The organism is Pantoea sp. ANP04 (genome assembly GCF_041982285.1).
Taxonomy (GTDB): domain Bacteria; phylum Pseudomonadota; class Gammaproteobacteria; order Enterobacterales; family Enterobacteriaceae; genus Pantoea; species Pantoea eucalypti.
The window spans coordinates 259,585-284,257 of the sequence record NZ_JAUTYS010000003.1 but is presented as its reverse complement, the minus strand read 5'-3'; the positions used below and the strand labels follow the sequence as shown (position 1 = coordinate 284,257).

Genomic DNA, 24,673 nt, shown 5'->3' with positions numbered 1-24,673 from the left:
GAAGTCAGTGCGGGGTTAACGACGGTCTGGCTTTTCAGCAATCAACCAGGTCAGGCCGTAAACCACCAGTCCAGCGACAAGAACGAGCAGCGGAACAATGATGCGCATGGCACCTTCATTCAGCGTGGCTGCCAAAAATATGCCCACGACCATAGCCATTAATACCAGACCGCCGGACACTTCGGCGATGAGCTTACGAAGAAGTCTAATAAGTTTCGATAGCATTAATAAATTCTCTGGAGGCTGAGGGGTTTTTACGTAACATTTCACCCATTTTGATGAAGTTCTGCAGGGGTTCTTCAAACATGAAATAGAGCATGTCGTAGTCGTTAACCCGCAGTTTTCTCCACAGTTCAGGGTTTTGCATCTGAAGTCGTCTGGAGGCTTCACAGGCGCGGGAAATTACGCCCTGAGGGTTCGCTCCAGCCCCAGATAAATCCATCGGTACTGAAACCATGCCCGATAAGACTGAGCTGGGGAACATTGTTGCGTCCGTTGCTTTTCCCCGGAAATCGCGTCCATTGATGAATTAACTTTAAAATATTGTAATGGTCATGGCAAATTTTTGGCAGTGCAGGCTGAACTGAAAGGACAGCTGCTAATGATTTTATGTAAAAACTTTCTGTAAAGTTTCTACGGATAACCGTGACCTGTTTTCTTCGATATAGTCACAAAATATCCGTACTAGCCGGAAAGAAATACAACCCGAGAGAATAAAGTGAACTGTAAACGGGCACCGCTGATACCCGCATGCTGAGCATGCAAGATGCAAGATGCAAGATGCAAGATGCAAGATGCAAGATGCAAGAAAGGGCCAACCGCGAGGTTGGCTCTTTTGCGTTTGGGGGCTGGGTGAGTGATTAAGGTTGTAGCAGGAGTCAGGGATTTCCCAGGCCAGCTATCAAATTAAACTTTTCCTGATAATCGCATTCAGCCAGATCTCATTGCTGCGTCCCGCACGTACATCACCGGTCTGCCAGATTTTTGCCGTTTCAAAAGCGAACCTGTTCCCCGTTGCGTCCTTAGATCCAGCCTCTTTTATGATCCCCAGCTTTTTTTTAGCCAGGGGGGCCCTGCCGGGAGTATTCATTCCTTCAACCAGTTTCTGAAACCCAGTTACATCCATATCAGTAAATCTGCGCCCGTCCTTTTCCCGTTCGCCGTGACCATGCTTAAAGGAGAGATACCAGACGCCACCAGGCTTTAGCGCTGTGGCCAGCTTTGCCATGACGTCAGGGAGTTCAGTGTGGGAAACATGCAGCACCGATGCGCAGCACCAGATACCGTCATATTTTTCAACCGCATCAACATCCTGAAAGCGCATCTGCGCTACAGGCTTTCCGGACCACTGACGAGCCAGCGCAACCAACTCTGCTGATGCATCGAAGGCTTCGACGTCAAAACCCATTTCACTAAAGGCTTTGACGTCACGACCTGAACCGCAGCCTGCATCAAGAATGCGAGCGCCTGGCGGCAGGTAACCGGTAAATGTCAGGTAAAGCGCAGACATATCCACACTTGCCGTGTCGGTAAAAAACTGTTGAGCGTTCTGACGGTAATAATCTTCGTTGCTCAAAACTGGCTGCCTCCCTGTGCCGCTGGCTGCCACTCGTGGAGCAGGGAAAATTTTGCCGTATCCCAACTGTTTTGCAGGAAGCTGTGCCGTAGTATCGGCGTTGCGCCGGTCTGGCGGAGTAACGTCTCCCGCAATGGCAGATGGCTGTTAATAAAGTATTCGTTTCGATCATGCAGTCGCTGCAGCAGCGCTATTGACGGGATGCGCGCAAACTTACCCTGAGCGCCACGATTACAGGTCTGGCAGGCCAGCACCAGATTCCAGACGCCGTTGAGGTTGCCGATTTGCTCGCTGAGTATCAGCGGCAGAAAGTGATCGACATCCGCCAGGTTCTCTTCGCCGCCCGTCACGCCAATGGCGCGGAAGCAGTAAAAACACAGTCCTTTCTGGTAGCCGTTCAGGCTGCTGCGACAGCTGGTAATATCGACGCGGCGACCACTCTGGCGGCTGAAAAGCATTTTGTCATTATCGTCATAATCAACCGCAATCAGGTTGCGTGAAACATTCATCGCCCAGGCTTCTTCAACCAGCCGCCATCTTGCATCCGTTTCCGCTTCCAGACTGGCGAACTGTTCGTTTTCCGTCAGCTGATAAAAATTATCCGTAAGTCGTATGCCTTTATGACTTCGCCGTTCATCCAGGAAAAAGCGTTTGTCGATCTCGGCATGATTCACATTATGAAAAGCATCGATGACGTTAGCAAAACCGCGCTTAACGGTAATAGCGATTAACTGTTCTTCGTTGATTTCGCCTGCGTTGAATTGCCTGCACGCCTCCAGAAACTCGCTGCTTTTGCTGGTAATCTGCTTTGGCGCATGACGCAGGTGAGCGCACAAATGCCGGACAAAAGGCACGGCCAGCGCTTCCAGCGTAATCAAATCGTTGTCCGGCTGCTTCAGGTCGTATAGCGCATGGGCAAGAGCAAATTTATAGGACGCGACGTTTTTGCCAAAAAGAATAACGCCGCGCCAGTAGTTTTCGAGGCGGGGATCGGCCTGGTAAAAGCGCATGCAGGATCCTGTTTTGCGAGACAGCTCGAGAAATTCATGTAACAGGATCACATAACAAATGCAGGTAAATGTAAACCGTAAAGGTGGGGAGGGATTTGGGAGTTTTTAAAGGCGAGCAGGCGCTGTAAGACAATCAAGACAACATCAGCGTAAGAGATAAGTTGAGGGAGGATGCTCAGGTTAAAACGTTGGGCCATAGCCGGATTTATTCAGGCAACTCAGTTGTGGGGCTGGCGCTCGGCACTGCCTGTCTCTGGCACTCGCCAGACAGATCGTAGTGCACTGAAAGATGAGCTGGCAGGGCAATAAAAACGGATAACGGCGTCATATCTTCTTCGATATAATCAGGAGCTATCCGAACAGATCGGGTCATTTAAATGCATCAGTTTGTTTATTTTATTTTCTCACTGCTGTCGTTAGTTTTCTTCATTTTGCTCATCTGGTATTGCTTCAAGCCTTTGCCCCTCAAAAAAGGGCTTCCTCCTTCTCCAGGCGAGATGAAAAAGATATCGGCTAATACGCCGATATTGAAAAAATTGGGCATGAACACGGAAGATTATTACTATGACTGCGACTTCCTGTATCAGCATCGCGAAGGCGAAACGATTTGCAAAGTTCCGCTGAAGAATATTATCAGGATAAAAGTTACCGGAACTGAAGTCAGCAATCGCCGGGTATGGCTTGTTCGTTACGTCACCGGGTCTTATAGCACCGAAAGGGAGTTCAGAGTCCTGAACAACTACACCCTTATTAATCGGGATTTTGTCGGTTTTCTTGCCGCCGTGAAAGAGGCCAATCCAGCGGCTGAGGTGCAGGAAATGACCTTAGGACGACTGTAAATTGGCAGGATAGCGCGGAGCGCTTTAGCATGAGCAATGATATGGAACCCTCAATGGCGGACGTTATCGCTTTTGTTCGCGAGTTTGCAGGATGTAAACGTGAAACCATCAATGAAAATACCTGGCTGGAAAAGGATCTGGGGATTACCGGCGATGATGGTGTTGAGTTGCTGGAGGAAGCGGAAAAAATTTTCGACGTGAGTTTTTCTACAGAAGAAGAGGATTTCCGTAAGACGTTCTCTCTGAAAGAAAACGAATATCTTTTCCATAGTGAAGGCATCGACTTCTTGGGCATTGTTTATCTTTGCAGACGTCTGCGCGGCATTCCTGCGCCCGTTATCCGCGACCTTTCAGTCGGCCAGTTGCACCGTGTGCTGGTTGAAGCGCGTAACAAAAAAGAGAGAGTTACCCTATAGCTGCATCGCCCAGGAACGTGGCTCAGCCTTTCGTTAAAGCCTGGCGGCAATTAACAATGGCTGTTGGTTTTCTCGCACTCGTGATGTAAGAGTGATACCAGTGCTGATGTCAGAAATAAAACATAAGGAAATAAAGTGAACTGTAAACCGATGCTTTTTGTGCTGGCGATGCTCTCCCTGTCGGCTCAGGCCGCCCAGAGCGGAAAAACGCTTGAGCACAAAGACTGGGAAGTTGTCTGTGATAACACCCTGACCTGCCGCATTGCGGGTTATGGCAAAGAAGAGGATCCCTCCGGCTCCATCCTGCTCACCCGTGCCGCTGGACCTGGAACTGAGACAGTGGGAGAAGTGACGCTGGGCGACACCGAAGATGACAGCGAACCGGCGGAAAAGCTGACGCTCTGGATTAACGGGAAATCAGCAGGTGATCTGGTGGCGGCTGACGACAACTGGCGAATGTCGGCAAGTCAGACCTCAGCGGTCATCAGCGCCGTCAAAGGCAGCGGTAAAGTCGAGTTTAAAGGCGGCACCAAACCATTTCTGCTTTCCGGTGAGGGCGCTTACGCTGTGCTGCTGAAAGCGGACGACGTGCAGGGCCGTATCGGCACGCCAGGTGCGCTTACTAAAAAGGGCAATAAACCGGAAAGCAGCGTGGCTAAGGCTGTGCCTACACCGGTTATTCAGGCGGCTAAAACCCTCGGCGGCGAACCCCGTTTGCTGACCGCTTCGGAAAGCGACGCACTGAAAACCCGGCTGCTTGCAACGGTCAATCACAATGACGATGACACGTGCGACAGCCTCTATTCACCGGCAGAAAACAGCGATCCTGAAACTGACGGACTTACGCTTACGCCACTGGATGATACACATGCTTTGCTTTCATCGCTCTGCTGGCGGGCCGCGTATAACGAAGGCTATGGCTACTGGGTCATTGATAACCAGCTAAAAGGCAAGCCTGAGCTGGTGACCATTTCCGGGTCGGATTACGACAAGGGCGAGATTACCAGCGTGCAGAAAGGCCGTGGCATCGGCGACTGCATGAGCCAGGAAAACTGGGTATGGGATGGCAAGGCTTTCCGCAAAAGTTATGATGGTGGGACCGGCATGTGTCGTTATATCCATGCGGGCGGCACCTGGGATCTGCCGACGCTGGTGACGGATGTGAAGCCTGTTTCGGGTTAAGCCGGTGAACCTGAGATCCAAAAAGACGTTTTTTTCAGCAGTTGCACCTTCGTCTGCGGATAAGGGTTGCGGAAACAGGGGGTAACGGTATAATCCTCAACGTTTTCCGCATACCCTTCAGTGCCGAAGTGGCGAAATCGGTAGACGCAGTTGATTCAAAATCAACCGCCGCGAGGCGTGCCGGTTCGATTCCGGCCTTCGGCACCATCGGAACATCAATAGACGTCAACGGACGTCTTTTTTTGTGCCTGAAATCCAGTATCCGCAAGGCTTTCCTCGCTTTTTCACTCAACCTAAGTCAACCTGATTCAATCTACATCAACTTACTGATGCGGGTACATCTGCGGGTATATCCCGGTTCGATAATGTTTGTACCCACACAGAACCCTTGAAAGGATATTCATCATGGCTCTGAGTGATGTGAAGGTTCGTTCGGCTAAGCCTGAAGCAAAAGCCTATAAACTTACTGACGCTGAAGGCATGGTTTTGCTGGTTCACCCTAATGGTTCTAAATATTGGCGGCTGCGTTATCGCTTCGGCGGTAAAGAAAAGATGCTGGCGCTGGGGAAATACCCCGAAGTCTCGCTAGCAGATGCCAGGGCTCGCCGGGATGAGGCGCGTAAGCTGTTGGCTAACGGTGTCGATCCCAGTGAGAACAAGAAAGCCGTTAAGGTAGAGCAGGAGCAAGAGGCAATAACGTTTGAAGTGGTTGCCAGAGACTGGCATGCCAGTAATCAGAAATGGTCGGCATCGCATAGTGCTCGTGTACTGAAAAGCCTAGAAGATAATCTCTTTGCTGCTATTGGTAAGCGGAACATTGCTGAATTGAAGACACGGGATCTGCTTGTACCCATCAAAGCCGTCGAGTCATCCGGACGCCTTGAAGTCGCCGCCCGTTTACAGCAGCGTACTACCGCGATTATGCGGTATGCCGTTCAGAGCGGCTTAATCGACTACAACCCCGCGCAATAAATCGCTGGAGCGGTCGCCACAGCTAAACGACAGCATCGTGCTGCGCTAGAACTCAATCGCATTCCTGAATTACTTCATCGCATTGATCACTACTCTGGCAGGCCTTTAACCCGGTTGGCAGTGGAACTCACTTTGTTAGTTTTCATCCGTTCAAGCGAGCTACGTTTTGCTCGCTGGTCAGAAGTCGATTTTGAAACTGCTATGTGGACGATTCCGGGGGAGCGAGAACCGTTGGAAGGCGTTAAGCATTCTCAACGTGGTTCAAAGATGCGTACACCTCATCTCGTTCCTTTATCGCGGCAAGCCTTAGCCATTTTGGAAAAGATCAAAAGCATGAATGGGAACCGTGAGCTGATTTTTGTGGGCGATCACGATCCGCGTAAGCCTATGAGTGAGAACACGGTGAACAAGGCGCTGAGAGTGATGGGTTATGACACGAAAACGGAAGTGTGTGGGCATGGTTTCAGGACGATGGCGTGTAGTTCTCTGATTGAGTCAGGATTGTGGTCGAGGGATGCAGTGGAGCGTCAGATGAGTCACCAGGAACGTAACTCTGTCCGTGCGGCTTACATTCATAAGGCCGAACATCTGGGGGAGCGCAGGCTAATGTTGCAGTGGTGGGCGGATTATCTGGATGCGAATCAGGAGAAGGGAGTAAGCCCGTTCGATTTTGGAAAGTAATACAAAAATATTTTTCCATCATGAAGTCACAAGATAAATGATAATAATCATGATCTTAATGGTTCCATGAAGTATAGCAATAATCACATCATAAAAAAGTAGTACGATGCTACTGTTGTGTTAGTTCTGTAAAACCTGTTATAGTCTTCTCACTGACCTAGTACGACGCTACTACCCAAGTAAGAGGGTGAGTAATTAGCAGTTGCCGCTGCTATTTACCCGAAACATTCTGACCAAAACCGTATGAGAGGCTCTAACAAAATGAACGAGAAAAAATATCAATCCCTGCGTAAAAAGTCAATAAGCAAGGGAGGGAATATGGCTTGTGTTGTCATGCTGATACACGCGATCTCCTTTTCCTCATTGCAGATGGATTTAGATGTACGTGTGGGGGATGTGAATTGGAAACACTCGATTGTGCTTAAAACCACTGGAGGAAAGGGCGAGTAATCTCCCTAGCTTACTTATGCATAAAATTGTTACATTAGAGAGTGTTGCTGATATCCGCTTAGGGATGCCCTTTAAATCGGCGATTCAAGAAGCTGGTGAGCAAGGCTCCTGCTATCTTATCCAGACGAAAGATATTGGACTTGACGGCATTTTAGATCTTGGTGCTTTAACCTCTGTAATCCCAGAAGGTAATCCTGAGAAACATTATCTTTTCCCTAATGATATTTTATTACGTCTGCGGGGGCCTGTGTTTTCAGCTGGTATTATCGAAGGGAGTCTAGGCAAACCAATCATTACGTCCAATCAGTTAGCAGTGATTAGATGTAATGAAAATCAAGTACTACCACATTATTTACATTGGTATATAAACTCTAAGTCTGGAAGTAAATATATTCGCAGTTTGAGTGAAGGTACTAGTATTAGTAAAATTAATTCAAAAACGGTTTCTAAAATTACTGTTAAAATCCCAAGCTTGAGAGTTCAAGAAAAGATTGGTTTTATTAATAGGAACTGGATTAAACAAAAAGTAATCTATAATTCACTAATACAAAATGGCGATGTGCTCTTTGATGGTATATGTGAAAATATCATTAATGGCAAGGAGTTAGAAAATGAGTGAAATGAAGGCACTCCATAAATCACTTTTGCTTGCTTGTGATTTATTTAGAGGGAAAGTTGACTCATCGTCTTATAAAGATTATATGTTCTCAATGTTATTGTTGAAATATATTTCTGATATAAAAATTGGCTATGCAGATTATTTGACTAATGAAGAATATTCTGAGTTGTTAGACATTGTTTCTCGAGTACCAGAGGATGCGAGCTTTTATAAAATATATCATGAGGCTAAGAATCATGGTGATTATATTGGAGAGAGGATTGACGACTCGCTGAGATTAATTGATCAGGCTATAGATTCGGTCTGTCAAAGTAGATGTGGTTATTTATTCGAGTCTATACAATTTTCGACGGTTAATTTTGGTGCAAGATCAGAAAGAGATCGGATGCTGAATGTTTTACTCGATATTTTTGCACGTCCTGAAATGAATTTTGGTTATACCCAGGATGGTAATGATAAGATAAAAGTAGCATGTAGATATCTTTTAGAAAAGATTACATCTGACTCGGCGATGAGGGGGGCAGAGTTTTATACCCCAGAAGGTATTTCATTACTATTTGCAGAGTTATTGCAGCCTAAGGATGGAGATAGTATCTGTGATCCTACTTGTGGGTCTGGTTCTCTTTTAATTACCCTAGGTGAAAAAATAAAAAAATCCGTTAGAAGCAATAATTATATCTTATTTGGTCAAGAGGCTAATAGATCCAGTTGGGCTTTGGCTAAAATGAACATGGTTATGCATAATGAGATTAATAGTCGGATAGAATGGGGGGATGTAATATCAAACCCTCAGTTTCTGGAAGCTGATAATAGATTAATGAAGTTTGATGTAGTTGCTTCTAATCCTCCGTTAAATATTATCGGTTGGAATCATGATGATTTAGTTTATAATGATTATGGTCGTTTTAATTTAGGTTTTCCACCGCAGTCTAAGGGTGATTATGCCTTTATTTTGCACATGGTTTCAACACTTAAAAGTGCAACTGGTAGAATGGCCATACTGGTATCACACGGGGTATTGTTCCGTGGAGGCCAAGAGGAGAGCATAAGGAAGAATTTAGTAAATAAGAGATTATTGGATGCGGTAATCGGTTTACCAGATAGGCTTCTTCCTGGGACAGGGGTACCAACCGCCATTTTGATATTCAGGAGAGATAAAAACAATTCTAATGTCGTGTTTATTGACGCATCTGATTTGGCTAAACCCGTAAAGGGGCGCAATTTGATAACAAGTGAAATCATTGAGAAAGTATCAAAGTGCTACTTTGAAAGGAGTAGTGTCGATGATTTTTCACATGTGGCTTCTTATGATGAAATACAAGGAAATGATTTTAATTTAAATATATCTCGATATGTTAAGAAGCATGAAGAGCAGGTTTTTGTTGATCTTGAGAGATTAGGTCAACAGCGTGAAGAACTACTATCAACATTGCATGAATTAGAAAGAGAAATGAAAGATTTTATTGATAATTGATGGAAATGGTTGGTGCAATAGTATCAACCATTTTCTGATTAAATTTTAAAACCCCAAGGATTATAAGCTAATGGCATTTTATTCAAGTTAGCTCTGTGTTGGCACCAATTTGGTAAATGCATGTTTATCAAAGCGGTAAAACGCTCGTTAGGCTTTCGTTCGTATAGATGGACGAGTTCGTGAACCACAAAAATTTAAGGCATTCAGGTGGTTATGACCTGCCCCCCCCCAAGATTAGATACAACGCTCAGTTAGTAATGTCGGATCCTTCTATGTAAGAATAACCCTTTCTCTAACCCGCCTCAAATGCAGACGGTATCTGAGAATTCAGCATGGAGTACAGGCGGCACTCGTTATAATCTTTACGCCATTTACTGATGATTTTCCTGGCATGGTTTATATCGTTAAGCCAGTGTTCATTAAGGTATTCATGGCGAAATCGTCGGTTAAAACGCTCAATAAACGCATTCTGTGTCGGCTTTTCCGTCCTGATAAATTCCAGCAATACACCATGCTCTTCGGCTCATTACACCAGTGCCAGTGAGACCACTTCTGGCCCGTTAAGCGGGATACTTACAAACAAACCAGATCGCCTGCGAGGCCAATAGCAACCTTATTTTTAAGTGTCGGAGGGAAATTTATCCTCACAGGGCTTTGTTAGTTTATTAAGAATCATATAGTTACACTATTGGTGTAACTATAACAAAAAAAGTAAATTAGCTTAGCCATTCTGCCATGACCTTTTCCAGTTTATTCAGCGACTGCACGCGCTTTTCCTCATTCATCTGTCCTATATTTCGCAGCTTCCATTGAACGGCTGGTAAATTCTGAATGTGGGATTCTGGTGCTAAATTCCAGTCAGGTTCTCCGCGTTTAAATGACATCAGGAAGTCGAAATCCTGTTGAGTGAAATGCGCTTTCAGCGCGCTAAGCATTCTTTCCGGGACCTCTCCCAGCGCTTCCAGTGAGACCTCCTCAAGGGTCATGCCGCTGAATTCATTTTGAAAGGGTTCGTTAATATCTTTCCAGCGTGGGCTAAGAACTTCGGATAAGGGGCGATTATGGCTAAGCAAATAAGCGATAAAGCCATTGAATATTGCGCGGTCGATTCCTTGTGTATCAAGGAGCATTTTAACGTCGTAGAAATCTCTGGGATGTTGTCGATCTAACGCAGCACATAGCTTGCCGCCATATAGATCAGGCAGTGAGACTACCGGGATCGCGGCAAAACCAAACTCTTCTTCCACAGCTTCCACGACGTCGCGTTCTTGCGGTGGATACAATGTTCCCCGGGCAACGGGTGAAACCTCGATTTTAATTTGCGCGTCGTCCGTAGTGGCTATGATACGCATCTCATCGGGATTATGGGTTTGCAGCACTGCACTGATCTCGGCTTGTGTTTCCATTCAGCGGCGATGCGGCTTAGCGCTTTCCGCACATTGGGTAAGGCGACATCTCTGCTTTCCAGTGGGATATAAGCCAGATCGATATCAACGGATAGTCGGGGAAAATCGCGAATGAATAAGTTGATCGCCGTTCCCCCTTTCAGCGCAAAGCAGGTCTCGTTAGCGACATAAGGTAATGCTCTAACCAGCAGGGAGACCTGGCGGTAGTAGGGGGAGGTTTTATCCATGGCTTATTCCCTTTCTGGTAAAATTTTCGGGCACAGTAATCATGTACTGCGTGTCCAGCTTGCCATTAACAACAACTTGTCGGTTGCCCGAACCCAGGTCGATTTTGCTGGTATCTACGCGCCTGAACCAGGCATGATCATAAAAACTGGCGAAAAACAGATACAATCGCTTTGTTTGTACGGACTGACTGAGCGTAAGTAGCTTCTCGACTTTACGTGGATTGAGATTGACCAGTCCCTGAAAAAGCTCGGCAGCGTGCTCGAATGAGATTACCTGAGGAACTGCGCTTAACAGCTCATAGGCTGCCAGCTCTGGTACGCTGGCAGTTAATTTTTTTCCTTTAACGTCGAGCTCGGTTCGGAACTTCTCATCCAGTTGAGGAAGCTTCAGAGCTGATACTATCAGCCACTCAACGCCGGGAAATTCTTTAAACCATTTAGGCAATATTGTTTTGTTTTCAACGCTAAGCCAGCATTGACTCTGCTTAAGTTGCAGGTAATGGGAACGGCCCTGCCAGGAGAGGCTGCTCAGTCCGGCCAGATGCACTGGCGCGTCAAGCTGGCTTTGAAGACTCCATAGCGCATCACTCCAGTCCGGTTCTCGTCCTGCGCGCGCATAAACGCCAGCCCGCAGTTTTTTCAGCCAGCCACTTTGCGCGTATTTATAGGCCAGAGAAGGCGATATGTTGTTCCGGGTTAGCCAGGATTGCAAAACCAGGCTTCCTGGAGAGGTGTTTTGCAACAGCCAGTTTATTTTTGATGGCATAGATTAACTCAGAGTGTAACTATAATAAAAAAAGTAAACTATCTGGGAAGTGAAAAGTCAATGTACAGTGTCTCTCACAGCATAAATGTTGCCAGCGAAAGTTATTGATAGCCTGCTGGTAAATCCTGAACAGTTTGTTTCAGTCAGGCTGGAAATGATTGCATCACATGTATTTTTTGATAGATCCGCCCGTAATCGATACTGTCAGCCCAATCCCTGCCGCCGCAGCTATAAACACATACTCTGGTACAAGAAAAATCGGCTCTGCCAGCCACATCAGTCCCTTCACTATCAAGCGGGATCGAGCGGGATCGAATGATAAGCCTGGCGTGGTACCTGGACCCATGGTTTTCGCTGAATCGCCCTAAGCCGCGACTATCAGTCCGTCAATAAATCCGACAACTAATCCTGGCGAAAGTATTCCAGGGTGAACTCACCGTGCAGTGGCGGCTGTAGACCCTGAATTAATCAGCGGAGAAAACAGCGCTGCCGCGTTGCTGGAGAAAATTAAATCCGAACGTACAGTCTGAACAGGTAAAAAGGCCCGCGTAGAAAATCCTGGTTATTATTTTAGTGCGGGCCTTGCCGGTGCGCGCCTTATTATTTACCGCCAGATAAATATTAATATTTATATTCAAGTGATTTTATAAAAAGATTATATCTCGCTGCTTTCAGCTGGACTTTTTGTCGCTTTACTGATGATATATACAGGTATTTAGCGCGGTGCGAATGTGCGCCAACACACCCGCGCCGCTAATCACAATCACTATTTATAGGGAATAGTAATCATGACTGACGCCCATTCTATTGCACAACTGTCGGAACCAGAAGTCTCGCCTTCAAATAACCGCCAGCTGACGGTTGGCTACGCGAGCCGCTATCCGGATTACAGCCGGATTCCCGCCATCACTATGAAAGGACAATGGCTGGAAGCAGCCGGCTTTGTCACTGGCACAGCCGTAGAGGTAAAAGTAATGGAAGGCTGTATTGTGCTCACTGCCCGGCAGGAGAGCGAACTAGTGCAGTCGCTGCGCCAGGTATGCAAGCTGTCGGCGCGGAAAAAAAAGCAGGTTCAGGAGTTTATTCAGGTTATATCCGGTAAACAGAAAGTCGTTTGAATGGAAAGCCGCTCCCGAGATCGCATCGGGAGCGGTTAAATATCAAGGTGAATAATATAGAGCGAGGGAATTTCAGGCTGCATTTTCGCGGCGCCGCTCGGCGTGTCTTTAGGCTACATCACTTTACAACACCGAACTGATTTCATGGCTATTCGGCAGACATTACTCTATACCTCACAGGTAAAATTACGTAACGGGCTAATGTCTTTTGCACAATTGAGTTGGTGTTAAATGGAAGCGAAACGTGTCCCGGCAAGGGATGGAATCCTTATCGCCGTCACCTTGCTCGTAATAACTTTCCTTCTGGTAAAGCCATCAGATCAATCTACAGAGGGAGAGCAGAATTTTTGGACAGCGTTAGCAAAGCTATACAATCAACGCGATATTGAAGGTCTGTGGGGGTTACGCTAATAGTCATCAGAACAGTGGTAACCCTCAACGGTTATCAGATCATAGTCAGAGTGATTGAGAAGAAGATGAATAAAAAAAACGAATTTTATAATAAGTGAAGTAGTTTTTTTCCCCTCGCATTGCCATAAAGTCGTAACAGGGAAGGAGCGTTTAACATGAAAAACAAAATATTGCTGGGTGTCGTATTTCTCTTAACGGGATGTCCTGGGCCTGGCGATCGAATGGTGGGGCGCGTATCTACAACGGCGTTTCTCAAAGACAATCGAGTTTGTGTAGTGTCGCCACTGGAGCCACAAGAAAGTATCACTGCCATTCAAATCAACAGTGATAAAAGTGACTCCTTTCACAGGGTTTTTGATGACAAGCCTGTTTATGTTCCAAAAGATGAATGCCTTCCTGTGTTCGGATTTAAATTCACAACGGGAGAGCGATACTATTTCGCCTATGAGGTTCAATCTGCTAAGTCAGTTTCGCATCTAGTCACAGCTGATTTCTCTTATTACAAAGAATAAGAAGGCGGAGCGCCCGCTTTGTTGCCCAAACCGGCATGCAGCACATCTGGAATATTAATCAATGGTAAGCAGGCTAATGAAACAGCTTCCCGGCTGGACTGTCTGAAAAATCATCTATACCATTCACGAGCAAACTACATAAGGAGATGTAAGTATGAGCACCCGAAGAGAAATTAAGGATGGGGCATCCTTTGACGTACTCGACAGAGGCATAGTTTACACCGAGGTGTTGGGCTGGATTGATATGGGCCATGCCCGTGGCAATGACGTGGCTGCGTTGAGGCGTCAGTTCGCTGAAGGTGAGCGTAGCAGCAAGCCATCTTATCCAGTCATGTACCGGCAGGATATGGGCGTTTTTAAGTTCAAATCGCGGTTTGGCGTCGGGAAGTTTTCTCACTGGGAAATAAAGCGAGGCCGGAGCACTGATGAGATTAACAGAATCATGCTGGCGATGATGATGAACACCGCGTCCAGATTTGAAGGCCTGCAAAGTCTGCGGTCATTCTCATGGTATACAGACAGTGGCTTCAGTGGTGAGGATTTCGTGTCTGATCTGTTCGGGTTTTATCGGGCTATCATACCGGGTCGATATGGCTATCGTCTCAAGCCAGTCAGCTATGATTCAGCTGTTCGGCGCTGGGACTACTATGGGGCTATCGGTTCCCATAAAAATCATGGATTCCGTCCGATTCTTTTTCCCGACCCGGATGATAAATGCCTGCGACATCAGCCGTATAAAGTATATCTTCCGCATTTTATGACCTGGCTCAGGCCGTGGAACGATTTCACATCTGGAATTGTTAAGGTCGTTACCAATGATGGGACATCACTCTCATTCATGGGGACGAAGCAATGAAAAACCTGTTTAAGTGGTCCGCGCTTATGGTTGCTACCGTGCTTATTTGTGGCGGTCTGTTTGTCTGGTTTGTTGCAGCGTGCTCAAATGAGGCGACTGTTTACAAACAACACGATTTTTTTAAATACCATACACTGACAGACTCAGATATCGAAAAAGCACCACGTATAACGGACGAGTTCTATTTCGAGTCGCACCCTGGTGACGGTTATTCTCCTACAAATAGCATCGTATTTAAAGGAGCTGCAGATACTGCATCGCTGCGCGCTTATCTCGAAAAGCTGGGATACGCGAAGCAAAAGCGCAGTCTGGGTGAGAAGGAAATATGGGCAAGGCCTGATCAGTTGGATGGGGATCAGTTCTATCTATACTTTAATCCCATAACCCGTGAGGTTGAGCTGACCAAGGTTCTGAATAATTGAGTCGCCGAGGTTACGACTTTGAAAAACATTAACATAGCCGGACTGGATAGCCTTATCGCCATCTATTTTGGACAGGATTATGACCTGTTCGGTAGTGGTGAAAGTGTAGATGCTCAAATCAACGCATGGATTGCAGATTCTACTCCCGCCTCCCGGCATGGCTTGATAGGTGATATTGAACAATTTATGAGGGAGACTGACAATCTGGAGCAGGATTTCGAAAGCTGCTATGGCGCGGAATTTTCTACAGATTTATGGGAAACGACGCCTGCAGAATTCCTGAAGCTTTTGAAGCAAAAGGTGAGTGCATCTCTTTCTGAATGCTGATTTGCCATTCAGCTAAACACTTCCCTAATACAAACCCTTGCTGATGAGGTTATACCTGCATTGAGTCGCCTGAGCGGATGGAATCCACTAAATGGGAAATGGTTATGGCGATGCCGGTCTCTGCCGCTGGTCATCGCGCTGCTGCTGACAGGATGCGCCCGCTCTGACGCATTGTGGACGGTCACGCATGATCTCTGCATGAATAACTATCATTACCGTCGCGATCCGGCTCCCTGCCAGCAAGTCTATCTTCCGCAGGACGCCACACAGGGCTACAGCATCATCCAGAATCCCCGCCACAAGCTGCACTTTATTCTGGTGCCGACAATGGCGATGTCTGGCATTGAGAGTATTGCGCTGACGCGGCCTGGACGTCCCGATTATTTCGGCGACGCCTGGTTAATGCGTTATCGTCTGATGGCGGCCTATGGTGCTGAAGTGCCGGAGGATCGGCTCGGCATGGCACTGAATTCCGCTTATGGCCGCAGCCAGAATCAACTGCATATTCATCTGACCTGCCTGCGGGAGGATGTCTATCGCCAGCTTCAGGCCGAGCGCCCCTATATTGGTGATGACTGGCGACCCTTGCCCGACCGTTTGCTGAATCACACCTACTATGCCCGACGCGTTATACAGCCCACGGCGATGGGGATCTATCCTGTCTCCTCCGTGGCAGACCATTTCCATCTGTCGCCGCCGCAGCTTGCGGAGTCTGGTGTGGCGCTCATCCCCACGACGTTCTCGGGAGAAAAAGGATTTATCCTGCTAACCACCCGGCGCGGCTGGGATAAGGGCAATCGGGCATCCGTTGAGTCGCTACTGGATAAACGCTGCGCTATTCTTTCAGCGCCGCCGGCTGACGTTTCAGTCAGGGAGTAACCAATCTTCATCACCCTGAACCTTCAACCAACCCAACCGCACTGCTGTAATTAAGCCCTCTGATAGCATGAACCCGGCTGAAGAGGACGAGATCACCCGCGCAGAAAAACCAGCTCATGGCTCACGCATGAATAAAGACCAGCGGCCCCGCGCGCTGCCAGTGGCATCCTGTCATGCACACGCTGTAAACCCTCCCTTTTTTAAACAGAGTCATCGACAGCAGAAAACTTCTGGTAGAATGCCATTAAAATGAAACAGTGTTTCATTTATTGAGAATCATCGGAGGCAATATGTCCAAAAATGCAGCATTACTCCTGGCCACAGGATTTGAAGAAGCAGAAGCGTTTATTACTCTCGATATACTCAGCCGGCTGGACATCACTGTCACCACCGTTGCCTGTGAGCCTCAGCGCGAGATCGTCAGTTACCACGGTGCTGTCATTAAAACAGATACGCTGATTGAAGAATTAGCGGACGCACATTTATTCGATGCGCTGATCATGCCAGGCGGGCCTGAGGGTTCTAAGAATCTGGCCGCCAGCTCTGCTGTTACTGCTTTAATTCAGCGACATGATGACGCCGGCATGTTGATTGCCCCTATCTGCTCTGCCGCCGCCCGGGTGCTGGGTGGCAATAACCTTCTGAAAGGCCGTCGCTATACATGTTCAGGCGAGCTGGGGCTGGAGGTCAAAGATGGCGAGTATGTAATGGAGGATGTGGTGGAGGATGGCAATCTGCTCAGTGGCCGGGGGCTGGGTGTCGCCTTCGATTTTGCATTAACGCTGGCTCAGCGTCTCACCGGTAATAAAGGCGCGGTCGATTTCCAGGCTGAACACATTTATTATCGTCCGTGGCTGAAGAGGTCGCTTCGCTAAACGCCCCTGAATTTTAGTCAGCCGCACAGAGCGCTGAGTGTTGTGATAGCAGCAAAAGAGACACCGAATCCTCAGTGTCTCTTTGAATCGCAGCCGTGTTCCACTAGTCATTGGCGACTGGCTTACCGATACAGCGCCGCTTTCCCCACTGAATTAAACAGCGCCATCTTCGCCGCGACCACTTCACCTGCCGCCTGCATCGGTTTAACGAAGAGTGAATTAGGCTCGTGTCCACCCTGTTTCAGTTCCTGTTCCAGCGCCACGAAGAAGGCCTTCTTCATATCGCTGGAGATATTGATTTTACCGACGCCATAAAGAATGGATTCCGCGACCTCGCTGTCTTTGTTGCCTGACCCGCCATGCAGCACCAGCGGGATATCCACCACCTTACGGATCTGCTGCAGACGTTCGATATCCAGCTTCGGCTGCTTCCCTTTGGGATAGAGGCCATGCGAGGTGCCGATGGCGACGGCCAGCGTATCGGTGCCGGTCTCGCGCACAAAGGTCTCCGCCTGCTGCGGATCGGTATAGAGAATCTCGTTACTGCCGCCTTCACCGCTGCCTTCCGCCACACCGATGGTGCCCAGCTCCGCTTCCACGGAAACATTAATCGTGTGCGCTATCTCGACAATCTTCTTCGTCAGCGCAATGTTCTGCTCAAAAGGATGAGACGAGGCGTCAATCATTACAGAGGTAAAACCGGCGTAGATCGCTTTCATCACCTCTTCCAGCGAGCGGCCATGGTCCAGATGGATCACCACCGGCACCCGTGCCTGAATCGCCAGCGTCCGCAGATAGCCAATAAATTCCGGGCCGGTGAAGGCCATCTCCTCAGGATGGATCTCCAGAATCAGCGGTGAATCCAGCCGCTCGGCAGTCTCAACCGCCACCCGTCCAAATTCCGCGCTGGCGATGTTGAATGCACCGACACCAAACTGATGCTGTTGTGCAACGCTGAGCAAGTCTTTCATGTTGTAAAGCATAGGTTTTATCCTTGTTGTTCAGGAACGGAGATATCTTTTTTCAGAAACAGCAGGATCAGCGCTGTCAGCAGACTGCCTGCAGCGATCGCAAACAGATAAGCCATGACATGGCTGATCACGTTAGGAATGAAGATGACGAAAATGCCGCCGTGCGGGGCGCGGGAAGCGCAACCCAGCATCATCGACAGGGCGCCTGCGAGGCCGGAACCCGCCACAATGGCCGGGATGACGCGCAGTGGATCGGCGACCGCATAGGGGATCGCGCCTTCGGTAATAAACGACAGGCCGAGGATGTAAGTGACTTTGCCGGTTTCACGCTCCTGCTCTGTGAATTTGCGGCGGAAGAGGGTGGTTGCCAGCGCGATGCCCAGCGGCGGCACCATGCCCGCCGCCATACAGGCGGCAATCGGTCCATAGATGCCGCTCGACATCAGGCCAATCGCAAACATACAGACGGTTTTGTTCAGCGGGCCGCCCATATCGAAGGCCACCATCATGCCGAACAGCAGACCGAGGAGGGCGGCGTTAGCGTTACCCAGAGAACTCAGGAAGGCGGTCAGCCAGCCGAGCAGCATTTTAATCGGCTCACCAATCAACAGCGCCATCAGTGCACCGGTCAGCAGCACACTCAGCAGCGGCACAATCAAAATGGGTTTCAGGCCGGCGACCGCTTTAGGCAGATGAATATGGTTATTGATCAACAGCGTGATGTATCCGGCCAGGAATCCCGCAATCAGTGCGCCCAGGAATCCGGAGCCGGTGTGGATCGCCATCATCCCGCCCACTGCGCCCGCCACGATGCCCGCTTTGCCGCTGATAGACTGGCTGATGCCCAGTGCCAGAATCGGCAGCATCAGGGCAAAAGCCGAACCGCCGCCGATATCAGAGAGCATCTTCGCTATCGGACTGAAATTCGCGTCCCCTGGTGTGGCCGCGGTAATCCCGAATGAAAAGCTCAGGGCGATCAGAATGCCGCCCGCCACGACAAACGGAATCATCAGGTTTACACCGGTGATCAGATGCACATAAATCTCAGACATCCAGGAGCGGGAACCTGACGTTTCACGGGCACTGTTAGCCGGTTCAGACGCATTCGTCTGCGATGCTGAATCCACCAAGCGGGGAGCCAGCTCACCGTTCACGATGGCGTTTAACAGGCCTTCGGCATCTTTTGCGGCTCGGGTGACGGGCACCTCAATCACGTTTTTGTGCTGGAAGCGCGCCATCTCTACTTTCTTATCCGCGGCAATTAACACCACGTCGGCCCGATGAATATCGTCGTCGCTGAAAATATATTCACTTTCAATCGCGCCCTGGGTTTCAACTAATACATTCAGGCCCAGTTTTTTAGCCGCTTTTTTCAAATTACTTTCGGCCAGGTAGGTGTGGGCGACACCTGTAGGACAGGCGGTAATGGCAATAATGTTCATAAACGTTCTCCAGTGAAAATTTTATATTTATGTTTTTCGGTCTGAAGGAATGGCTACAACCTGGAATACCTCCTTAAGCTTTTTATCTCATTACACTCTCCGGTTTATTCAGGCTCCCGAGCGGGATAACAGCAAATGAAACATCTCTTCACGATGCGGGACAGTCAGTAACTGTTCGACGACATCTTCATCGCCCAGCGCAATAGATATTCTGGCGAGCATTTTGATATGGCCGACATCTTTATCAGACTCTTTTACCGCGAAAAGAATCACTAAACGAACACTGGTGCCATCAATGGTTTCCCATGGAATATCGCGGCGTAAACGGCCCACGGCAATCCGGGTTTTTGCGACGGCAGCAGATTTACCGTGCGGAATCGCAATATGATTTTCAAATCCGGTAGAGCCTAATTCTTCACGCAGATAAACATCCTTCAGAAACGCTGCTTTATCGGTCACCGCGCCGGTCTGGCAGAGCAGGTCAGTCAGCTGAGAAATAATCTGCTCTTTCGTCTGGCAATCGACATCGAGAATAATGCACTCTTCTTTCAGCACTTCATTAATCGCCACGGCTGTTGTCATGTTACTTCTCCATTATTAATTAATTGAATTCGATACCAGACACTCTGTGACTCTTGCGATATCTTTCGCCGAAAACAGGGCTGAAACATAAACCACCGGTTTTTCCAGCGGCTCCAGCCGGATAGTAGAGATCACCACATCACACTCATGGCGTTTCAGGGAGTCCGCGATATTTTTTCCAGGTACGATGTCGATGATCTTCCAGTCGGGAAAGGCGCGGATAATCCGCCCGTAAAGCAGCTGCGACGTGCCCAGACCGCTGGAGCAGACCAGCAGTACCCGCTTAACTTTGATGCTGTTTTCGATGGCCGCCTGGATATGCACCGTCAGGTACGCCACCTCATCGTCACTGATTTCATCCAGGCTGTACTCCTGCGTCAGTTGGTTGATCACCGCTTTGACGGCGGCAAACACTGTTCCCAGCTCGGTCTGGATATCATGCAGCAGCGGATTTTTAATCCGGATGTGATATCTCAGACGGTTCAGCATCGGCTTGATATGCGAGGACAACGACGCCTGCAGGTTCTGGTCGGTCGTGATTTCAATGTTGATGCGCTGCGCCACCCGGCGAATCAACTCCTGCGCAAAGCGGGTTTCACGTTCCGAAATTAACGACTCATCCTGCAGTGGTACTTCACCGCCCGCTTTACCGGAGGAGACAAGATATTGATAGATAGAGTGAGACTCCTCAGCCACCAGCACCGTGTTACAGGCGGTCTCGATGCGCTCTACCACCGCCAGCGAAACCTGCCAGGCGTGATGATCGCTGACCCTGTTCATGGTCACTGCGCGCGCGTCGGTCCTGGGCATCGGCGAGTGACTGCGGTGAATCAGCACCAGAATGTGGGTAAACAAATTAATGTAGTAAGGATCGCTAATCGTATAGTGCAGTTTCTGTTCAATAAAATTGATGAGTTGCAGGGTAAAATGGACAGCCTGCTGACCAAATTTCTCTGAAAGCTCCTGCAGCGTGCTTTCATCCAGGCGGCTTTCCATCATGTCCTGACGGTTATAAATCGATTTTAATACCAGCGCTTTCATCGCCATGCGAATATTCTGGTCACTGCCTTTAATACTGGTGCCGACGCGACTTTTCAATAACGTTAAATTAAACTGATGCAACCAGACTTCCAGTGTTTTTAAATCATTCACTATCGACGCACGGCTGATAAAGTATTTATCCGCGAGCTCGCTAATGGATGAACTTTTTGGTGAAAGCATTAATAAATCCGATGCTATTTTTAGCATTCTGAAGTTGCTGCTGAAATCATCCACCTCGGTTGAAAAAATCCGGCGCGCAGCTATTTCTGCCTGGGCATCAGAGAATTTAATTGTGATCCCTCTCCCACTTTTTCCGCTGATATTGATCCCCAAGTCAGCCAGTTTTTCATTAATGTCAGCGATGTCGCGGCGTAAGGTTCGGCTGGTGATGGCTGTTTTTTCAGAAATAAATTGCAGGCTCACGTAACTGTTATGAGAAATAAGCTGTCGCATAATCGTCAGTTGCCGCTCAGTCAGCGCCTTCATCATCATCAGGTTCCGCTTAATTTGTTATTCGAGGTGTCAGTTATCATCTAAACAAAGGCCCTCAGCCATGTAAATATTAAAACATGGCCACAACAGAGTGGGCAGGCTGACCACCTGAAGGGGTATTTTTGAAATAATTCGGGTGGGGTGAAAAATGTGAGGGAAGAGATTGGGAGGGTTTTGCAGGCTAATCGGCAGCCAGTCTGGGACATACCAGTTGCCAAAAAAAGCCCGGCTTACGCCGGGCCAGAGTTTATCTTTACACCATCTTCAAACGCTGTAGTCGTTTCTCGCGGCGAATCTTGCGTTCTTCCATCACCGCAACCAACGCCATCAGGCAGATACAGGCGATAGCGGCGATATCCAGTGCGGCGAACGTGCCAGCCCAGCCGGTCAGGCCAAATATCGGTGTGCCGTCAGCGATCATCCCAAGACCTAACTTAGCAAAGCTGTCACCAATCAGGTAAGCGAAAGTGCCTTTGATCCCATCCGCTGCGCCAATCGCTTTTTTCGGCACAAAGCCGACCGCGGCAACGCCGATTAACAACTGTGGGCCAAAGACCAGAAAGCCCAGTGCGAACAGCGAGGCCAGATAGACATACTGGTTGCTGGCATGCTGATAGATCCCGAGCGTGGCGATAATCAACGCCAGTGCGACGCAGGCCACCAGCGCACGACGGCCATTGGCCAGATCGGATAGCCAGCCCCACATCAGCGTACCCACCAGTGCACCCACTTCAAACAGGGTAAAGCCCTGAATCGCCACCTCTTTAGAGAGCTTCAGCTCCTGGAAGGCGTAAACCGTTGACCACTGATCGATCCCGATGCGCACCACATAGAGGAAGATGTTTGCGAAGCAGAGCAGCCAGATCACCTTGTTCTTCAGTACGTACTCGACAAAGATCTGCCATTTGGTCATCGACTCATCTTCAGCTTCTTTATCCTCATCGCTTAGCTCTTCGTCAAACAGCTCTTCGGCCTTGCCCAGGCCATAAGACTCCGGGGAATCGCTGCCGTAGCGCAGGCCGATAAAACCAACAATCAGCGCGATAATAGACGGGAAGATAAACATCCCAATCACATGGCCGTTGAACAGCACATTGGCACCAAACAGCGCCACGCTTGCCGCACCGGCACCGCCGAGGTTGTGGGAGATATTCCACATCCCCAGATAGGTGCCACGCTTGCGGCGCGGCGTCCACTTCGTGATGGTGGAGTAGCTACAGGAGCCGCCGGTACTCTGGAAGAATCCGCTTAAAGCATAAAAGGCGATCATCAGGAACAGGCTGACGGAACCTGTGCCCATGCTGGCGCTGAAACCCAGCATACAGATGGCCGAAAGAATCAGCATAAACGGCAGGAACTGCTTGGTATTTTTGCCGTCAGCATAATAAGAAACCAGGGTTTTCCCGACGCCATAGGTGATGGAGAAACCCAGACCGATCATCCCCAGCTGCGTCATGCTCAGTCCGTAGGTGGTGATCATATCGTTCTGCGCGATATTGAAGTTTTTGCGGATTAGATACATGGTCAGGTAGCCGATAAAGACCACCAGATAGGACTGCATAAACGGCTTGAACCACATCTTGCGCCGCAGTTCGATTGGCAGATCCAGCGTTGGTCTGCGCACCTGTTTGAGGAATGCCAGCATGTAAGGGGATTCTCCTGGTTGGAATAGCTGCAATGGGCAGCTAATGGCTGGCATTGTAAAAACTTGCCGCCAGACTGGCCTGAGACAGCATCCAGGCGAAACCAGGAAAATTTCTTAGTTTTGCCCCACCTTGGGCAAAAAGGAGAGGCGTATCACGCTTCAGGCAGGGATCTCGGCGCCTGAGCATTTAAAAACGGCAACAGCAGCAGGGCGGATATCCCCGCCGCCGTGGCAATCACCGCAAAGAAGCCGCTCCAGTGCCAGACGTCGATTACCCACGCCAGCGGCCAGCCGGAGAGTGACGCGCCGAGATAGGCGAAAAGACCGACGAAGCCGGTTGCCGCGCCCGCCGCCTCTTTATGCGAACACTCGGCAGCCGCCATGCCGATCAGCATCTGCGGGCCGAAGACGAAGAAACCGGTAGTAAAAAAGCAGGCAGCCTGCATCACGTAACTGGTAAAGGGCATCAGCCACAGTGAGCCGACGGAAAGCAAAATCCCGGCTGCAAAAATCAGGTTCATGGGGCCACGGTTGCCATTAAACAGCTTGTCCGAGCCCCATCCCGCGACCAGCGCGCCTATCACACCGCCCAGCTCAAACAGGGTGACTACCGAGTTGGCCGTCACCAGATCCACCCCCAGCGTGTCGGAGATGTAAAGATTCCCCCAGTCATTGAGCGCGGCGCGAACCACATAGACCAGCACGTAACACAATGACAGCAGCCAGATATAGGGATTGAAAAGCACGTAGCGGGTCAGGATCGCTTTGCGACTCAGACCTGCGCCTTCCTGCTGCTGCGCCATCTCCATCTCATCCTGTCGCCAGTCGCCTACAGTGGGCAGGCCGACAGTCTGAGGCCGGTCGCGCAGACGCCAGCAGAGAAACAGTCCGGCGAGTATCGCTAAACTGCCCGCAATCATCATCCCGGTTCGCCAGCCATAGTGCAGTGCCACCGCGCCGATAACGATCGGGATAACCGCACCGCCAACGTTGTGCGCGGTGTTCCATAATGCCCACCAGCCGCCGCGCTCGTTACGCGAATACCAGTTGGTCAGCAGGCGCGCGCAGACCGGCGCGCCCCAGCCCTGGAAAAAGGCGTTGATGGTCCACAGCAGCGCAAAAGCCCATAGCGAGGTGGAGAAGCCAAACAGGATATTGACCACGCCGGTAGCGATCAGCCCCAGTCCCATAAAATAGCGGGCATTGGAGCGGTCACTGACGATACCGGAGAAGAACTTCGACAGGCCATAAGTGATGTAAAACAGCGTCGCCAGCAGGCCGATATCGGTTCGCATCATCACACCGCTGGCGATCACTTCAGGTGCTGCCGCGTTGAAGCTTTTGCGGGTAAAGTAGAACAGGGCATAGCCGATCCAGATGGTTGACATGATGTGCCGTCGCCAGTAGCGATAGCGGCTATCAATCTCACCTTTGTCCTGCAGCGGGGCGGCGTTAGCGGGCGTTTTCAGGAAGTTAAACACG

26 protein-coding genes, 1 tRNA gene and 3 pseudogenes are annotated in these 24,673 nt (G+C 49.2%); 16 read left to right on the top strand and 14 right to left on the bottom strand.

Annotated elements, in window-relative coordinates:
• Window positions 1–15: 15 nt before the first annotated feature.
• The 4 genes from Q7C21_RS06145 to Q7C21_RS06130 all read right to left on the bottom strand — a co-directional run bounded on the left by Q7C21_RS06145 (window position 16) and on the right by Q7C21_RS06130 (window position 2,586).
• Window positions 16–225: a hypothetical protein gene (locus tag Q7C21_RS06145; RefSeq protein WP_033762275.1), complete on the bottom strand. Its 210-nt coding sequence runs from the start codon at window positions 223–225 to the stop codon at window positions 16–18.
• Complete coding sequence (locus Q7C21_RS06140) at window positions 206–484, bottom strand: hypothetical protein (RefSeq protein ID WP_231001619.1); 279 nt, start codon at window positions 482–484, stop codon at window positions 206–208. Before Q7C21_RS06140 ends, Q7C21_RS06145 begins: the two co-directional genes overlap by 20 nt.
• A gap of 417 nt (window positions 485–901) precedes the next feature.
• Complete coding sequence (locus Q7C21_RS06135) at window positions 902–1,576, bottom strand: class I SAM-dependent methyltransferase (RefSeq protein WP_375150514.1); 675 nt, start codon at window positions 1,574–1,576, stop codon at window positions 902–904.
• Window positions 1,573–2,586: an HNH endonuclease domain-containing protein gene (locus Q7C21_RS06130; protein ID WP_003850950.1), complete on the bottom strand. Its 1,014-nt coding sequence runs from the start codon at window positions 2,584–2,586 to the stop codon at window positions 1,573–1,575. Before Q7C21_RS06130 ends, Q7C21_RS06135 begins: the two co-directional genes overlap by 4 nt.
• Window positions 2,587–2,963: 377 nt before the next feature.
• Here Q7C21_RS06130 and Q7C21_RS06125 point away from each other — a divergent pair, with 377 nt between their 5' ends.
• The 8 genes and pseudogenes from Q7C21_RS06125 (at window position 2,964) to Q7C21_RS06090 (ending at window position 9,219) form a co-directional block, all read left to right on the top strand.
• A complete protein-coding gene (locus Q7C21_RS06125) occupies window positions 2,964–3,425 on the top strand; it encodes a hypothetical protein (RefSeq protein ID WP_375150513.1) in 462 nt (153 codons plus the stop codon).
• Between the two features lie 29 nt (window positions 3,426–3,454).
• Window positions 3,455–3,841, top strand: coding sequence for a hypothetical protein (locus Q7C21_RS06120; RefSeq protein WP_003850945.1), 387 nt, complete (start codon window positions 3,455–3,457; stop codon window positions 3,839–3,841).
• 150 nt (window positions 3,842–3,991) lie between these two features.
• The gene (locus Q7C21_RS06115) at window positions 3,992–5,023 is read left to right on the top strand and encodes a DUF1176 domain-containing protein (protein ID WP_078804902.1); all 1,032 of its coding nucleotides are present in this window, start codon (window positions 3,992–3,994) and stop codon (window positions 5,021–5,023) included.
• 122 nt (window positions 5,024–5,145) lie between these two features.
• Window positions 5,146–5,230, top strand: a tRNA-Leu gene (locus Q7C21_RS06110).
• Between the two features lie 198 nt (window positions 5,231–5,428).
• A pseudogene (locus Q7C21_RS06105) lies at window positions 5,429–6,676 on the top strand (tyrosine-type recombinase/integrase).
• Window positions 6,677–6,937: 261 nt separating this feature from the next.
• Window positions 6,938–7,126: a hypothetical protein gene (locus Q7C21_RS06100; protein ID WP_078804798.1), complete on the top strand. Its 189-nt coding sequence runs from the start codon at window positions 6,938–6,940 to the stop codon at window positions 7,124–7,126.
• A 16-nt stretch (window positions 7,127–7,142) separates the two neighbouring features.
• Window positions 7,143–7,745 (top strand): restriction endonuclease subunit S, encoded by a 603-nt coding sequence (locus tag Q7C21_RS06095; RefSeq protein ID WP_375150512.1) that lies wholly within the window; start codon window positions 7,143–7,145, stop codon window positions 7,743–7,745.
• On the top strand, window positions 7,738–9,219 hold the full coding sequence (locus Q7C21_RS06090; protein WP_078804795.1) for an N-6 DNA methylase: 1,482 nt from the start codon (window positions 7,738–7,740) through the stop codon (window positions 9,217–9,219). Before Q7C21_RS06095 ends, Q7C21_RS06090 begins: the two co-directional genes overlap by 8 nt.
• 38 nt (window positions 9,220–9,257) lie before the next feature.
• Here Q7C21_RS06090 and Q7C21_RS06085 read toward each other — a convergent pair whose 3' ends face one another.
• The 4 genes and pseudogenes from Q7C21_RS06085 to Q7C21_RS06070 form a co-directional block, all read right to left on the bottom strand.
• Window positions 9,258–9,407, bottom strand: a complete 150-nt coding sequence (locus Q7C21_RS06085; protein ID WP_238329285.1) for a YgjP-like metallopeptidase domain-containing protein — start codon at window positions 9,405–9,407, stop codon at window positions 9,258–9,260.
• Window positions 9,408–9,511: 104 nt separating this feature from the next.
• Window positions 9,512–9,724, bottom strand: a complete 213-nt coding sequence (locus Q7C21_RS06080) for a transposase (protein ID WP_375150511.1) — start codon at window positions 9,722–9,724, stop codon at window positions 9,512–9,514.
• Between the two features lie 211 nt (window positions 9,725–9,935).
• Window positions 9,936–10,852, bottom strand: a pseudogene (locus tag Q7C21_RS06075) (nucleotidyl transferase AbiEii/AbiGii toxin family protein).
• Window positions 10,845–11,618 (bottom strand): type IV toxin-antitoxin system AbiEi family antitoxin, encoded by a 774-nt coding sequence (locus tag Q7C21_RS06070; RefSeq protein WP_375150510.1) that lies wholly within the window; start codon window positions 11,616–11,618, stop codon window positions 10,845–10,847. The pseudogene Q7C21_RS06075 and the gene Q7C21_RS06070 overlap by 8 nt, the downstream one beginning before the upstream one ends.
• Window positions 11,619–12,011: 393 nt before the next feature.
• Here Q7C21_RS06070 and Q7C21_RS06065 point away from each other — a divergent pair.
• The 8 genes and pseudogenes from Q7C21_RS06065 to Q7C21_RS06030 all read left to right on the top strand — a co-directional run.
• Window positions 12,012–12,148: pseudogene (locus Q7C21_RS06065) on the top strand (restriction endonuclease subunit S); the annotation flags it as partial.
• Between the two features lie 258 nt (window positions 12,149–12,406).
• On the top strand, window positions 12,407–12,736 hold the full coding sequence (gene symE, locus Q7C21_RS06060; protein WP_375150509.1) for an endoribonuclease SymE: 330 nt from the start codon (window positions 12,407–12,409) through the stop codon (window positions 12,734–12,736).
• A gap of 566 nt (window positions 12,737–13,302) precedes the next feature.
• On the top strand, window positions 13,303–13,659 hold the full coding sequence (locus Q7C21_RS06055; protein ID WP_375150508.1) for a putative T6SS immunity periplasmic lipoprotein: 357 nt from the start codon (window positions 13,303–13,305) through the stop codon (window positions 13,657–13,659).
• 154 nt (window positions 13,660–13,813) lie between these two features.
• The gene (locus Q7C21_RS06050) at window positions 13,814–14,515 is read left to right on the top strand and encodes a hypothetical protein (protein ID WP_375150507.1); all 702 of its coding nucleotides are present in this window, start codon (window positions 13,814–13,816) and stop codon (window positions 14,513–14,515) included.
• Window positions 14,512–14,937, top strand: a complete 426-nt coding sequence (locus Q7C21_RS06045) for a hypothetical protein (RefSeq protein ID WP_003850925.1) — start codon at window positions 14,512–14,514, stop codon at window positions 14,935–14,937. Before Q7C21_RS06050 ends, Q7C21_RS06045 begins: the two co-directional genes overlap by 4 nt.
• Before the next feature lie 18 nt (window positions 14,938–14,955).
• The gene (locus tag Q7C21_RS06040) at window positions 14,956–15,264 is read left to right on the top strand and encodes a contact-dependent growth inhibition system immunity protein (protein WP_003850923.1); all 309 of its coding nucleotides are present in this window, start codon (window positions 14,956–14,958) and stop codon (window positions 15,262–15,264) included.
• 120 nt (window positions 15,265–15,384) lie between these two features.
• Window positions 15,385–16,143 carry a CDP-diacylglycerol diphosphatase gene (locus Q7C21_RS06035; RefSeq protein ID WP_375150536.1) on the top strand — a complete coding sequence of 253 codons (759 nt, stop codon included), beginning with the start codon at window positions 15,385–15,387 and terminating at the stop codon, window positions 16,141–16,143.
• A gap of 290 nt (window positions 16,144–16,433) precedes the next feature.
• Complete coding sequence (locus Q7C21_RS06030) at window positions 16,434–17,018, top strand: DJ-1/PfpI family protein (RefSeq protein WP_375150506.1); 585 nt, start codon at window positions 16,434–16,436, stop codon at window positions 17,016–17,018.
• Window positions 17,019–17,140: 122 nt separating this feature from the next.
• On the opposite strand, the gene Q7C21_RS06025 is transcribed toward Q7C21_RS06030, so the two are convergent.
• From Q7C21_RS06025 to Q7C21_RS06000, 6 genes are all read right to left on the bottom strand, one after another.
• Entirely contained in the window at window positions 17,141–18,001 is an 861-nt protein-coding gene (locus Q7C21_RS06025) for a ketose-bisphosphate aldolase (RefSeq protein ID WP_039658865.1), read from the bottom strand.
• A 5-nt stretch (window positions 18,002–18,006) separates the two neighbouring features.
• Window positions 18,007–19,431: a PTS fructose transporter subunit IIC gene (locus Q7C21_RS06020; protein WP_375150505.1), complete on the bottom strand. Its 1,425-nt coding sequence runs from the start codon at window positions 19,429–19,431 to the stop codon at window positions 18,007–18,009.
• Window positions 19,432–19,539: 108 nt separating this feature from the next.
• The gene (locus tag Q7C21_RS06015; protein WP_050556834.1) at window positions 19,540–20,013 is read right to left on the bottom strand and encodes a PTS sugar transporter subunit IIA; all 474 of its coding nucleotides are present in this window, start codon (window positions 20,011–20,013) and stop codon (window positions 19,540–19,542) included.
• Between the two features lie 15 nt (window positions 20,014–20,028).
• Complete coding sequence (locus Q7C21_RS06010; protein ID WP_375150535.1) at window positions 20,029–21,507, bottom strand: BglG family transcription antiterminator; 1,479 nt, start codon at window positions 21,505–21,507, stop codon at window positions 20,029–20,031.
• A gap of 292 nt (window positions 21,508–21,799) precedes the next feature.
• Window positions 21,800–23,191: a hexose-6-phosphate:phosphate antiporter gene (uhpT, locus tag Q7C21_RS06005; protein ID WP_375150504.1), complete on the bottom strand. Its 1,392-nt coding sequence runs from the start codon at window positions 23,189–23,191 to the stop codon at window positions 21,800–21,802.
• A gap of 152 nt (window positions 23,192–23,343) precedes the next feature.
• Window positions 23,344–24,672, bottom strand: a complete 1,329-nt coding sequence (locus Q7C21_RS06000; RefSeq protein WP_003850910.1) for an MFS transporter — start codon at window positions 24,670–24,672, stop codon at window positions 23,344–23,346.
• Window position 24,673 lies beyond the last annotated feature (1 nt).